The 12,431-nt window shown below is 63.3% G+C and carries 11 protein-coding genes and 1 pseudogene; 3 read left to right on the top strand and 9 right to left on the bottom strand.

Annotated features, from left to right (window positions below):
- Positions 1 to 2,193: Tn3 family transposase (locus tag LZA78_RS16645; RefSeq protein ID WP_233678025.1), on the bottom strand; the 2,193-nt coding region annotated here is incomplete at its 3' end.
- 165 nt (positions 2,194 to 2,358) lie between these two features.
- On the opposite strand from LZA78_RS16645, the gene LZA78_RS16640 reads away from it, so the two are divergent.
- Together LZA78_RS16640 and LZA78_RS16635 are read left to right on the top strand one after the other, a co-directional pair.
- Positions 2,359 to 2,946 carry a recombinase family protein gene (locus LZA78_RS16640; protein ID WP_233678024.1) on the top strand — a complete coding sequence of 196 codons (588 nt, stop codon included), beginning with the start codon at positions 2,359 to 2,361 and terminating at the stop codon, positions 2,944 to 2,946.
- A 34-nt stretch (positions 2,947 to 2,980) separates the two neighbouring features.
- A pseudogene (locus LZA78_RS16635) lies at positions 2,981 to 3,202 on the top strand (DUF8835 domain-containing pootine); the annotation flags it as partial.
- Between the two features lie 56 nt (positions 3,203 to 3,258).
- On the opposite strand, the gene LZA78_RS16630 reads toward LZA78_RS16635, so the two are convergent.
- Entirely contained in the window at positions 3,259 to 3,912 is a 654-nt protein-coding gene (locus LZA78_RS16630) for an Abi family protein (RefSeq protein WP_233678023.1), read from the bottom strand.
- 366 nt (positions 3,913 to 4,278) lie between these two features.
- Here LZA78_RS16630 and LZA78_RS16625 point away from each other — a divergent pair, with 366 nt between their 5' ends.
- Positions 4,279 to 4,962: an IS6 family transposase gene (locus LZA78_RS16625; protein ID WP_233678022.1), complete on the top strand. Its 684-nt coding sequence runs from the start codon at positions 4,279 to 4,281 to the stop codon at positions 4,960 to 4,962.
- 318 nt (positions 4,963 to 5,280) lie between these two features.
- Here LZA78_RS16625 and LZA78_RS16615 read toward each other — a convergent pair whose 3' ends face one another.
- The 7 genes from LZA78_RS16615 to LZA78_RS16585 form a co-directional block, all read right to left on the bottom strand.
- Positions 5,281 to 6,183 (bottom strand): electron transfer flavoprotein subunit alpha/FixB family protein, encoded by a 903-nt coding sequence (locus LZA78_RS16615; RefSeq protein WP_206894466.1) that lies wholly within the window; start codon positions 6,181 to 6,183, stop codon positions 5,281 to 5,283.
- On the bottom strand, positions 6,183 to 6,941 hold the full coding sequence (locus tag LZA78_RS16610; protein WP_206894464.1) for an electron transfer flavoprotein subunit beta/FixA family protein: 759 nt from the start codon (positions 6,939 to 6,941) through the stop codon (positions 6,183 to 6,185). The genes LZA78_RS16615 and LZA78_RS16610 overlap by 1 nt, the downstream gene beginning before the upstream one ends.
- A gap of 11 nt (positions 6,942 to 6,952) precedes the next feature.
- A complete protein-coding gene (pcaF, locus tag LZA78_RS16605) occupies positions 6,953 to 8,155 on the bottom strand; it encodes a 3-oxoadipyl-CoA thiolase (RefSeq protein WP_206894463.1) in 1,203 nt (400 codons plus the stop codon).
- A 101-nt stretch (positions 8,156 to 8,256) separates the two neighbouring features.
- Positions 8,257 to 9,759, bottom strand: a complete 1,503-nt coding sequence (locus tag LZA78_RS16600) for a class I adenylate-forming enzyme family protein (protein WP_233678021.1) — start codon at positions 9,757 to 9,759, stop codon at positions 8,257 to 8,259.
- 26 nt (positions 9,760 to 9,785) lie between these two features.
- Positions 9,786 to 10,214 (bottom strand): PaaI family thioesterase, encoded by a 429-nt coding sequence (locus LZA78_RS16595; RefSeq protein WP_233678020.1) that lies wholly within the window; start codon positions 10,212 to 10,214, stop codon positions 9,786 to 9,788.
- A complete protein-coding gene (locus LZA78_RS16590) occupies positions 10,211 to 11,209 on the bottom strand; it encodes an acyl-CoA dehydrogenase family protein (protein ID WP_206894457.1) in 999 nt (332 codons plus the stop codon). Before LZA78_RS16590 ends, LZA78_RS16595 begins: the two co-directional genes overlap by 4 nt.
- Before the next feature lie 13 nt (positions 11,210 to 11,222).
- Positions 11,223 to 12,419: an acyl-CoA dehydrogenase family protein gene (locus tag LZA78_RS16585; RefSeq protein ID WP_233678019.1), complete on the bottom strand. Its 1,197-nt coding sequence runs from the start codon at positions 12,417 to 12,419 to the stop codon at positions 11,223 to 11,225.
- Between the last annotated feature and the right edge of the window lie 12 nt (positions 12,420 to 12,431).

Here is a 12,431-nt window from a genome sequence, read left to right as displayed (position 1 = left end):
CATCAGCAGGCCGTCAAGGATGTAGGGCGCTTCGTTCACGGTAGCCGGAATGGTCTGTGTGGCGAAGGGTCCGAACTGGTCGGAGACGTGGGTGTAGGCTTTCAGCCCGGGTTCATGGCCGTACTTGGCGTTGATCAGGTTCATCGCCTCGCCCTGACGTGTCGTCGAGAAGAACTGGCCGTCGCTCGACGCGGTCTGCCCGGCGCCCCAGAAGCGTGCCATCGGCAACGCCGACTGTCCTTCGATCACCATGGCCAGGGCGCGCGCCATCGCCTCGCTCTCGACATGCCAGCGTGACAGGCGGGAAAGCTGGAAAAAGTCGTGCGTGTTCGTGGCCCCGGCCATCTTGCTGAGGCCGAGATTCAATCCCTCGGCAAGCAGCACATTCAACAGGCCGATCCTGTCCTTGCAGGGCGCGCCGGTGCGCAAGTGCGTGAAGGCCTCGGTAAACCCGATCTCATCGTCCACCTCCAGCAGAAGATCCGTGACCCTGACTTCCGGCAGGCGGCCATAGAGATCGAGCACCAGGGCGTCGGCTTCCTCGGGAACCGCCGCGGTCAGCCGGTCGATTTTCAAGGTGCCGTCCTCGATGGAGCCGCCGGGGATCGCCCCGGCCTTTGCCGCGCGCGCCAGTCGGCATATGGCATCGGACATGCGCAGCTTACGATCCGCCAGCCAGGCCTCAGGTTCGAAGGGCATGGCCAGCCTTGGCGTGTCGCGTGCGACCTCGACCGGGACCAGCGCTTCCTTCAGATCGCCAAATCTGCGCGAATGCCCGAGCCAGATATCGCCAGAACGGAAGGCTTCGCGCAGATGGAACAGGACCGCGACCTCCCAGAGTCTGCTTGCCTCGTCAGCATCCGCGTTCAGATGCCGCAACCATTTCGAGCCTCGACGAAGGAATGTCAGTGGCAGGACCGTCGCCGTCTCCGTGCCCGCGATGATCGCGCTCGCCGCCAGCAGCGGTTCCGCCACGGGCGCGGCGCAAATGTCGAGCGCCCGCAACATGCGCGGCGCGTAGCGCCGGAACCGATGATAACCGTGACCGACATGCGCCAGCGGATCGGCGGCCAGGGTGTCTGTGAGCTGGGTCGCCGTGGCGACAAGCCCCTTGAGCGATAGCCAATCTCCGGCATTGCCGACGGCCTCTTCGAGGGAGGCCCGGTCCTCATGCGCTTCCAGGAGGGCGGAACCGAGGGTGGCGAAGGATTGCAGGGTGTCCTTCAGCGCCGATTTGGCATCGTCCATCCGGGCGTCACATCGCGATTTCGCCTCGCGCCAGGTCTTGCCGACGATCCGATCGTGGGTCTCGACCACGGCGTCGGCAATGGCGCTGCGCCATTCCAGAGCACAGACCGCAAGAATGGCGAGACGGCGGTCACCCGAGATATCCCGCAGATCGCCCGCGAAGTATCGCTCGCCCTGCCGGCGAAGGCGGGCAACCCGGTGCGGCGGTACATTCGCCAGAGTGCCCCGGTCCAATTCCAAAGCCTGCAAGTATTCCAGGCGGTCCAGCAGGCGGTTCATATCAGCCGAGTTCCGCCCGATCTCGAACTGACGCAGCCAGACGAACCGCGTAACCGAGCCGCCCGCATCTTCGGTCAGAAGGGCATCGAGCTGCGTTCGCATGTCATCGTCCAGCCGACTGGCGATCCGGGCGTCGACCCGCCGTTCAGCCGCGACGAGCGCATCCGCGCAAAGCCGCTCGATGACCGTGATTCCGGGCAGGACGGTCTGGGCCGCCCGGCATTGCTCGACGAAGCGCCGTGCCAGATCCTCGTTCGACCGGGCGGTTTCGGCCGCACCTTCAAGCCAGATTTTCAGATCGCGCGCCCCACGGCCCGCGAACATCTTGTAACCATAGATTTCGCGCAAGGTGGCCAGGTGCTCATGCCGGGTCTCCTCGCGCGCGGCATATCCGGCCAGGTCATCAGGCCTTATCCCAAGCTGCGCTGCCAGAAAGCGCGTGACTGCCAGTGGAATGACCTCGCCCGGCACCAGCAGCCGCCCGGGATACCGCAGCGCGCAGAGTTGCAGGGCAAAGCCGAAGCGATTGTGCGGACGGCGGCGGGCATGGATGATCTCCAGATCGTCGTCCGCCAGGGTGTAATGGCGCAGCATCGACGCGTCATCAGTCGGCAGGTCGAACAATGCCGCCCGTTGGCGGTCGGTGAGAATGCTGCGTCTTGGCATGGCGATCTTTCATGAAATCGTGATGGACGACCGTCCGTAAGGGGACCGATCAGCGGACATGGGTAGAGGTGGCAGAGAACGGCAAGGAAACCGCGCCTCGCCATGGCTCGTATAGATGGTACGATTTGATTCGCACATGTGGCCCCTTATCCGTACACTCGCGGCATGAATGAGACCAAGATTGGCTATGCTCGCTGCTCCACCGACCGTCAGGATCTGACGGCGCAACGTGCAGCCCTGGCAGTGCTCGGGGTCGCCGAAGATCGCATCTACACCGACCACGGCCTGACAGGCACGAACCGCGACCGGCCCGGTCTCGACCAAGCGCTGGCCGCAGTACGCGCAGGCGACACGTTTGTCGTGCCCAAGCTGGACCGGCTGGCCAGGTCCGTCCCGGACGCCCGCGCGATCGCGGATCAGTTGGAAAAGAAGGGTGTCAAGCTCGCCCTTGGCGCATCGGTCTACGATCCGGCCGACCCAATGGGAAAGATGTTCTTCAACATCCTCGCCACCTTTGCCGAATTCGAGGCCGATCTCATCCGCATGCGCACCCGCGAGGGCATGGCCATCGCCCGCGCCAAGGGCAAACTCCGTGGAAAACAGCCGAAGCTCTCGGAAAAACAACAGAAAGAGCTGAGCCGGATGCACGCTTCCGGCGACTACTCCATCAGCGATCTCGCTGAGCTCTTCTCCGTTTCAAGGCCGACCGTCTACAGAACACTGCAGCGAAAATCGGCCCAAACCACCCCTTAACGTAGGATTCTGCCCCCTCCGGCATCAGACCCCTGAATACACCATGTCGGTGGACGTCTCGCGGGACAGCGCGACCTGGCAGCCGCCGACCGAGGACGCGCAAGACGTCGTGACCGAGGCGCTGCGTGATCTGGCCCGCTGGCTCTACCGCCAGCTTGAAGCCGAATACGACCACCTCACCTCAGACCAGGCCATCGAGGAGGGTATCATCGTCAACGCGTATACGTTCACGGAAGGAGGACGGCGGTTCGGGTGAGCTGATCTCGTTCCACGCAGACAAGCGGGGGCTAGTCTGTTGTCAGTCGGCAATGCTCACGGCTTCTGCCGCACGACCGTCATGACCCGGGAATATTGTTTGATCCAGATGGCCTTATCTGGGCTCAACCATTTAATCAGTTCCATGATCTGACTATACTCAGCGGTGATATTTCGATGAAGAATTGGTTCATGATGAAAGACGCGGTTGCGAAATTCACGGACATCGTCACAGCGCTTGTATAGTTGTGCATAGGAAACAGGCCCCGGCAGGTGAGGGAAGTCTCCATGCAGATTTGCCCAGAAGACGGGTTCGTGCCTTGGCAGCAGCATTTTCACCCAGAATCCAAAATTGAGCTCTGCGGTCATTCGCCCTGAGGTAACCGCGCCCGTTGTGACGAGCTTGTCGCGTGCTGTTTTTACTATGCGCTTGCCGCCGCTCTTGATCTGCAAGAGAAAGGCAGGGTCATCCCACCATTGCGGACCATAGAGCGCGATGAGGCGAGCGACGATTATGTTCCTTAGACTGACCTCGGCTGCGCTCAGTACAGGGAAGAAAGCCTCACTGAGCTGAATGTTCCAGCCATAGAGGGCGAGAGCGCGATCTGGATCGTGACCAGCAGCAACGAGGTACTTCGTGAGGCGTTCTTGAGAAATTATATTTGTTACCAAGTACTTAATGCTCCGATCGACTGTTCGCACGACTTTCACACTGCGCTTGACAGTCGTGCGAAGATACCCATATATGAGAGCAATCGAAGGCAAAGTCAGGCCTTCAAACCCTTAGAAGCCCGCGACAGCCGTTACAGGTCCTCGCGGGTTTTCGCTTTTTATACATCTACTTACGGAAATCCAAGAAGATTTGGCGAGGCAAACTCTCAGCCCAATATGGTGCGGTGGCGCTTGGTCATCCCACTATTCTGCTTCTAGTCGACCTTCACCAGGAATGGCTTTTCCAAGCTCAGAGTTATGACGTGTGAAGATACCGCAGGCCTGTGGGTTCTGTCGCAAACTTTCGACGTTCCAAGCGCGCGTGATATGTCAGCGTTGTCAGAGAGTTGGCGAGAGGCGTTTGGCGTGATCGAGTTCAAGGGCGTGCACTATCCAAAGTCGGTGATCCTGCACGCGGTGTTCTTCTACCTCCGCTATGCGGTCTCGTACCGCGACCTTGAGGAGATTCTGGCCGAGCGCGGGGTGGCGGTTGACCACGCAACGCTGAACCGGTGGGTGGTGAAATTTGCGCCGCTGATCGCGGCCCAGGTGCAAGCTAGAAAACGCTCAACGGCCTGTTCTTGGCGGATGGACGAGACCTACATCAAGGTGAAGGGCAAGTGGACCTACCTCTACCGCGCCGTCGATCGGGATGGCCAAACCCTTGACTTCATGCTCTCGGAGCACCGCAATCTGGCCGCTGCCCGGCGGTTCTTCAAGCGGGCGATCGACACGAATGGCGTGCCCGACTGGGTCGTGATCGACAAGAGCGGTGCCAACCTGGCCGGCCTGCAGGCGGTGAACGTGATCCTGAAATTCACCGGTGATGGACGCACCATCGAGGTCCGGCAGGTCAAATTCCTCAATAACATACTTGAACAGGACCATCGCTTCATCAAGCGGATCACCGGCCCGATGATGGGCTTCAAGGCGTTCCATTCGGCCGCAGCGACCATCGCCGGGATTGAGGCCGTCCACATGATCAGAAAGGGCCAGATCCCGGCCAGCGGCACCACCGCGTTTCAGACCTTCGTGGAGCTCGCGGCATAATTGTGTCCTTAGCTCGGGCTACTCCGCCACCCGGAAAAGTTTGCGACGGAACCTCAAAGCTTTCCACTCCGCGGCCGCCACCATCGCAAGCATTGAGACCGCGCACATGATCCGAAAGGGGCAGATCCCAACCGATAGCATGTCGGCTTTTCAGATCTTCGCCGGGCTCGCAGCATGAGTCTGCCCTACGGCGGGGCTAATCCGACTTCAGCAAAACTTTGCGACGGAACCACGTGACCGCGCTCCCCGCCTCAAGTTACGCTCTTTTGACTAGGATTCTCGGGTGGGTCCGGGGGTGCAAAACCCCCGGTTCCGTCCTCAGAGTTTGCCGGTCAGTTCCGGCACTGCGGTGAACAGGTCGGCGACCAGTCCGAAGTCGGCGACCTGGAAGATCGGGGCCTCTTCGTCCTTGTTGATCGCGACGATGACTTTGCTGTCCTTCATCCCCGCGAGGTGCTGGATCGCGCCGGAGATGCCGCAGGCGATGTAGAGCTCGGGCGCCACGACCTTGCCGGTCTGACCGACCTGCCAGTCGTTCGGCGCGAAGCCACTGTCGACCGCCGCGCGCGAGGCGCCGACCGCCGCGCCGAGCTTGTCGGCGAGCGCGGTGATGATCGCGAAGCTCTCTTCCGAGCCGACGCCACGACCGCCCGAGACGACGATCTTGGCCGAGGTCAGTTCCGGGCGATCCGAGGCCGCCACCTTGTCCTCGACCCAGGCGCTCAGGCCCTTGTCACCGGCAGAGGCCGCAGCTTCGATCGGCGCCGAACCACCCGCACCGGCGGCCTCGAACGAGGCCGTGCGGATCGTCATCACCTTCACTGGATCAACCGACTTCACGGTCTGGATCGCGTTGCCGGCATAGATCGGGCGCTCGAACGTGTCGGCATCGACAACGCCCGTCACATCCGAGAGCACCATCACGTCGAGCAGCGCCGCGACCCGCGGCAGCACGTTCTTGGCAAAGGCCGTCGAGGGCGCGACGATGTGGGTGACACCACCCGCGAGCGACACGATCAGATCGGCGACCGGCTCGGCCAGACCATGCACGTAAGCCGCGTCATCGGCGACCAGAACCTTGGCCACGCCGTCGAGCGCGGCAAACGGCGCCGCATCGCCGCCCGCGACAAGAACCGTCACCGGCCCGAGCGTCTTCGCCGCCGTGAGCGCCTTGGCGGTCGCGTCGAGGCCGCCGACCTCTGCAATCAGAAGAACCGACATCAGATCACCCCCGCGTCTTTGAGTTTGCCGACCAGCTCGTCGACCGAACCGACCTTGATACCGGCCGAACGGCCCGCGGGTTCGGCGGTCTTGACGACCGACAGGCGCGGGGTCACGTCGACGCCGTAGTCGGCGGCGGTCTTCTCATCGAGCGGCTTTTTCTTGGCCTTCATGATGTTCGGCAGCGAGGCGTAGCGCGGCTCGTTGAGACGCAGGTCGGCCGTCACGATCGCCGGGAGTTTCACCGAAATCGTCTGCAGACCGCCATCGACCTCGCGGGTGACTTTCGCACTGTCACCGACAATCTCGAGCTCCGAGGCGAAGGTCGCCTGGCTCCAGCCCAAGAGAGCCGAGAGCATCTGACCCGTCGCGTTCATGTCGTTGTCGATCGCCTGCTTGCCTGCGATGACAAGGCCCGGGGCCTCTTCCGCAACAACCTTGGCGAGGATCTTGGCGACCGCGAGCGGCTCGATGTCCTGATGCACGTCATCGGCGGCAACCACCAAGATCGCGCGATCCGCACCCATGGCGAGCGCCGTGCGCAGCGTCTCCTGCGCTTGCTTCACGCCGATCGAAACCACGACGATCTCATCAGCCGCGCCCTTCTCCTTCAGACGGATCGCCTCTTCCACGGCAATCTCGTCGAACGGGTTCATCGACATCTTGACGTTCGCAAGATCGACACCGCTCCCGTCCGCTTTCACGCGAACCTTCACGTTGTAGTCGATCACCCGTTTGACGGGGACGAGGATTTTCATGCGTTTCTCCTTCAGACTTTCTCGATGAGCAGGGCCGCGCCTTGGCCGACACCTATGCACATCGTTGCCAGAGCGTAGCGCCCGCCGGTTCTCTGAAGCTCTAGCGCCGCAGAACCCGCGATGCGCACCCCGCTCATCCCGAGCGGATGGCCCAATGCGATTGCACCCCCGTTGCGATTGATCCGCGCGTCGTCATCCGCAAGGCCAAGGCCGCGCGTCACCGCGAGTGCTTGGGCCGCGAACGCCTCGTTCAGTTCGATCGCATCCAGATCGTCGAGCGTGATCCCAGTCTTCGCCAGCAGCTTCTGCACCGCGGGCACCGGCCCGTATCCCATCACCCGTGGCGCCACCCCGGCCGAGGCGGCGCCGACGATCCGCGCAATCGGGGTAAGCCCATGGCGTTTCGCCGCGGCGGCCGAGGCGACGATCAACGCGGCGGCCCCGTCGTTCACGCCCGAGGCATTGCCCGCGGTCACCGAACCGTCGGGGCGGGTGATCGGTCGCAGCTTCGCAAGCGACTCGAGGCTCGTTTCACGCGGATGTTCATCCTGCGCAACCTCGGCAGTCTTACCGCGCCCCAAAGTGACCGTCACCGGAACGATCTCGGCGGCGAGCCGTCCGTTCGCCTGTGCCGCGGATGCCCGCGCTTGGGAGCGCAGTGCGAAGGCGTCCTGATCGGCGCGGCTGATATCGTATTCGTCGGCAAGGTTCTGGGCCGTTTCCGGCATCGAGTCGATCCCATATTCCGCCTGCATCTTCGGATTGACGAAGCGCCAGCCGATCGTGGTGTCATGGATCTCGTGCGACCGACCCCAAGCCGTCGAGGATTTCGACATGACGAAAGGAGCGCGTGTCATGCCTTCGACGCCGCCCGCAACGGCCAGTTCCATCTCGCCGCTGCGGATCGCGCGCGCCGCCGCGGCAACCGCCTCGAGCCCAGAGCCGCACAGCCGGTTGACGGTGACCGCGGGCACGGTGTCCGGAAGACCGGCCAGCAGCACCGCCATGCGCGCCACGTTGCGGTTGTCCTCACCCGCCTGGTTGGCATTCCCGTACCACACCTCTTCGATGGCGGCGGGATCGAGCCCCGGATTGCGCTCGATCAGCGCCCGCAGCGGGATCGCGGCCAAATCGTCGGTTCTGACCGATGCCAGCGCGCCACCATAGCGGCCAATGGGCGTGCGGATATAGTCGCAGATGAATGCCTCACTCATGTCGTCCTCACATCTTGTCCAAGTTCGTTTCGTCCCGCTTCGACGCGGGCCTGGCATAGTCGAGAAAGTTTCGGGAAACCGGCGCCGCCCCTGCGTCGCGGTCACAGGCGGTCGGCGAAAACACCCAGAAGCTTGTTCTTCAGGATTTTTCCGGTGGGGGCGGCGGGCAGTTCGGTGGCAATCACGATCCGTGAGGGGCGCTTGTACGGGGACAGCCTGTCGACGACATGTTCCAGCAGATCCGCCTCGGTCACGTCGCTTTCCCGTGCCACCTGGCAGAAGGCCAGCACCTCTTCGTTGCCTCCCTCCGTTGTGCGGCCGATCACGGCAGTCTGCACCACCTTCGGGTGATCGTTCAGCGCCGCCTCGACCTCGGGGGGATACACATTGAAGCCACCACGAATGATAAGCTCACGCGAGCGCCCGGCGATATGCAGGTTCCCCGCGTCGTCAAGGCGCCCCAGATCGCCGGTACGCAGGAACCCATCGGCATCGAAGGCCTCCTGTGTCGCCTGTTCATTACGGAAATAGCCCGGTGTCACATGGGGACCGCGTGTCAAGACTTCGCCGACGCCATCCTCGCCGACGCTGCCAAGGCGCAGTTCCACATTTGGCAGGGCCCGACCCACACTGACATCGGGCACGCCGATGGGATTGGTGGTCAGCGTGACCCCAGCCGAGGTTTCGGTCATGCCATAGCCGTTTTGCAGCGCAATCCCGTAAAAGGCTTCGGCCATGCGCTTCCACTCCGGGTCCAGCGGGGCGGCGCCCGAAGAGACGTAGCGTATATACCCGCCCGGCGCATGGTCGAGCCCGCGCCTGGAGGCCTCGGCCATGATCGAGGCGTGGATCTGGGGCACCGCGGGCAGGACGGTGACGCCCGCCTCCAGCGCGTCGATCACCGCGGAGGCCGAGAAGCGGGGCATGAGCCACAGCGTCGAACCCGCCGCAAGACCACCCACGCACATGGAGGCGAGCCCGAAGACATGCGTCATCGGAAGCACGCCAAGGATAAGATCCTCCGGGACAAGGCCCCGCATCAGCGCCGACGTCTTGCCGCCATAAAGCAGATTGCCATGCGACAGCATCACCCCCTTGGGTGTGCCGGTGGTGCCGGTCGTGTAGAGCAGCACCGCGATCTGTTTTGCATCGTCGCGCACCGGCTCCGGCAGCGCCTGGCGCACCTCGGGAGAGATGAGCAGCGCACCCAGCGGCGTGTCCCAATGGACCGCATCGCCAATTTCCGCATGTGTCCGCGCGGGGCCCGAGACATTACCCAGATAGACCGAAAGCCGTGGATCGGCGTGGTTCGCGATCCGGTGTAGCTCGTGCTCGGTCATGCGGGCGTTCACCGGCACCGCGATGGCGTCCAGCTGGGACGCCGCCAGCACCAGTCCGACCTGCGCGGCACAGTTTTCCGCAACCACGAGCAACCGATCACCGGCGCGCAACCCGCGGGCGGCCAGATCCATGCTCATCCAGTCGACCGCATGGGCCAGCGCTTCATAGCTGTATTCCACGCCATCGTGATCGCGCAGGGCGATGGCCTCTGGCCGCTCGACCCGTTGCTTTTCAAGCAGGTGATGAACGCGCTGCTCTGTCATTGTCCTTCTCCTCCCCCTGCGATCGCTCAGGCGTCTCCGCCGCCGCGCGCCTCCAGCGTCGGCGCGCGTTTGAAAACGCCACTCGCCGTCGCGATCAATGTGCCGTCATCCTGTACGAGCTCTGCTGCAATGAATTTCAGTGACCGCCCCCCACCCACGATGCGCGCGGAGGCGGTCACCAGTCCCGGCCTGCCTGCGGCCAGGAAATCCGTGTTCAGGGACACCGTCAGGAACGGTGTGCGCCCACTGCTGTCGATCGACAGACTGGCGGTCGCCCCGCAGGCATTGTCCAGAAGCATCGCGGCAATGCCGCCATGCAGGACGCCATGCCTGTTGGTGTGTCGCGCATCCACGACCAGACTGCAGCGGGCGCAACCATCCGGGTGGCCGACATCAAGCGTATAGCCCACCAGTCGCTGCGCGCCCGTCTCGTCGATGATCAGCCTGTCACTCATGCCGCAGAAAGCGCCATGAACCGCTCAAGATGATGATCACTGTCACCAAAACGCGTATCAGCGGCCAGAAGCCGGCGAACTATCGACGCCAGTTCGTATTCCTCGGTCATGCCGATGCCCCCGTGCAGCTGCACGGTTTCCTCGGCCACGCGACGGGCGATCTTGCCGACCAGGGATTTGGTTGCCGCGACATGGCGGTCGCGGTCCTCGTCGTCCAGATGACCAGCAAGGTTCCACACCGCCGAGCGGGCCTGTTCGATCTCGGTGACCAGATCCGCCATGCGATGCTGCAGGGCCTGGAAGGATCCGATGGGACGGCCAAATTGCTTGCGGGTTTTGAGATAGTCGGTCGTCAGCTCGGCGGCAGCCTCCATCGCGCCGAGCGCATCGGCGCAGACGGCCAGAATGGCAGCGGCGGTGGGACGGGCCAGCAGCGTGAGATCGCCGATCCGGCGCGCGGGAGTGTCCGCAAGCCGGACCTCGCCCGCGCGGCCGCCGTCCATCAGGCGGTAGCTGGTCACGGTCAAGCCCTGCGCTGCGCCATCGACCAGATACACCCCATCGGTCGCGCTCACGATCAGATGGGTTGCAGTATCCGCACCCGAGACCATGGTCTTTTCGCCAGTGAGCAGGCCACCCCGGGCCACGGTCCCGACCGTGCCGTCATAGCGCTGACCGGGTTCATCCAGCGCCACCGCGACCTGTATCGCGCCCACCGATGCCTGCTCGGCAAGATCGCCCTCGCCCGCCAGCGCCAGCACACCGGCACCAAGCACCACGCTATCCAGAAGCGGTGAAACGGCAAGCGCCCGGCCCAACGTTCGGAAAACCATCAGGATATCGGCGCCAGTGCCGCCAAACCCGCCATCCGCTTCCGACAGCAGCGCCGCTCCCGCGCCAAGATCCATGAGCGCTGCCGGTGTCTTGTCCCGGGCAAGCGTACGCAACAGGCTGTCGCCCAGCATGGTCTGTTCTTCGGTAAAGGTGAATTGCATCAATCTGGCTCCTTCAAAGACCGAGGATCTGCTTGGCGATGATGCTGCGCTGCACCTCGCTGCTGCCCCCGTAGATCGACAGCTTGCGGTTGTTCAGATAGGCGCGGGTCGCCCCGGCGGCCTCATCCGGGCCGGGCACGGTGTTCTCGTTCGCGCCCTCGATGCCCTCGGAGGGGAAGGTCAACGCCCAAGGACCGACCGCACGCCGGGTCAGATCGTTGATCGATTGCCGGATCTGTGTGCCCTTGAGCTTCAGCATCGAGCTTTCGGCGCCGGGCACCTGCCCCGCCGCAGCTTGTGCCAGCAAGCGCAGGTTCGTGGTCGCCATCGCCATCAGTTCGATTTCGACCTCGGCGATCCTGGCCGCGAACACCGGGTTCTCGATCAGCGGTTTGCCATTGGCCACCTGCCCGCGCGCGATCCGCTTCAGCGACGATAGACCGGCCGTAGCAAAGCCCACCCCGGCAATGTTGGTGCGCTCATGGGTCAGGAGATATTTGGCATAGGTCCAGCCTTCGTTCTCTGTGCCGACCAGGTTTTCCACCGGCACGCGCACATCGTCGAAAAAGACCTCGTTCACTTCGGGCGTTCCATCGAGCAACATGATGGGGCGCACAGTGATGCCGGGGGTGTTCATGTCGATCAGCAGAAAGCTGATGCCTTCCTGCGGCTTGCCGTCCGTGCGGGTGCGGACGAGGCAGAAGATCCAGTTCGCGTGCTGGCCCAAGGTCGTCCAGGTTTTCTGGCCATTGACGACATAGTGCTCTCCGTCACGCACCGCCGAGGTCTTGAGCGAGGCCAGATCGGACCCCGCGCCGGGTTCGGAATACCCCTGGCACCACCAGTCCTGACCGTTCAGGATACGCGGGAGAAAGGTCTCCTGCTGCTCCTTGCTGCCGAATTTCTGAAGTACGGGACCGAGCATGGCGATCCCGAAGGGCAGCACGCGCGGCGCGAAGGCGGTGGCGCTTTCCTCTTCGAAGATGTGACGCTGGATCGCGGTCCAACCAGCACCGCCAAACTCTTTGGGCCAGTTGCCCGCCAGCCAGCCGCGCTCGTTCAGAACGGCATGCCACTCCTCGATCTCGGCCTTGGTCAGTTCCTGCTGCAGGCGGACCTTTTCAGACAGGCGGCTGGGAAGACGTTCAACGAGAAACTGGCGCACCTCGGCGCGAAACTGCTGGTCCTCGGGCGAAAAGCTCATGTCCATGGGAGGTATCCT

Origin of the sequence: Rhodobacter flavimaris, assembly GCF_021378075.1 — a bacterium.
Classification (GTDB): Bacteria; Pseudomonadota; Alphaproteobacteria; order Rhodobacterales; family Rhodobacteraceae; genus Rhodobacter; species Rhodobacter flavimaris.
Note: the sequence above shows the minus strand (reverse complement) of the source record. Positions and strands in the feature narration are given on the sequence as shown.

What these genes read in the sequence shown, in the direction of transcription:
- LZA78_RS16595 (WP_233678020.1), bottom strand. Translation starts at nt 10,214, where the DNA reads ATGAGTGACAGGCTGATCATCGACGAGACGGGCGCGCAGCGACTGGTG.
- LZA78_RS16610 (WP_206894464.1), bottom strand. Translation starts at nt 6,941, where the DNA reads ATGAAAATCCTCGTCCCCGTCAAACGGGTGATCGACTACAACGTGAAG.
- LZA78_RS16600 (WP_233678021.1), bottom strand. Translation starts at nt 9,759, where the DNA reads ATGACAGAGCAGCGCGTTCATCACCTGCTTGAAAAGCAACGGGTCGAG.
- LZA78_RS16640 (WP_233678024.1), top strand. Translation starts at nt 2,359, where the DNA reads ATGAATGAGACCAAGATTGGCTATGCTCGCTGCTCCACCGACCGTCAG.
- LZA78_RS16615 (WP_206894466.1), bottom strand. Translation starts at nt 6,183, where the DNA reads ATGTCGGTTCTTCTGATTGCAGAGGTCGGCGGCCTCGACGCGACCGCC.
- LZA78_RS16590 (WP_206894457.1), bottom strand. Translation starts at nt 11,209, where the DNA reads ATGCAATTCACCTTTACCGAAGAACAGACCATGCTGGGCGACAGCCTG.
- LZA78_RS16585 (WP_233678019.1), bottom strand. Translation starts at nt 12,419, where the DNA reads ATGGACATGAGCTTTTCGCCCGAGGACCAGCAGTTTCGCGCCGAGGTG.
- pcaF (WP_206894463.1), bottom strand. Translation starts at nt 8,155, where the DNA reads ATGAGTGAGGCATTCATCTGCGACTATATCCGCACGCCCATTGGCCGC.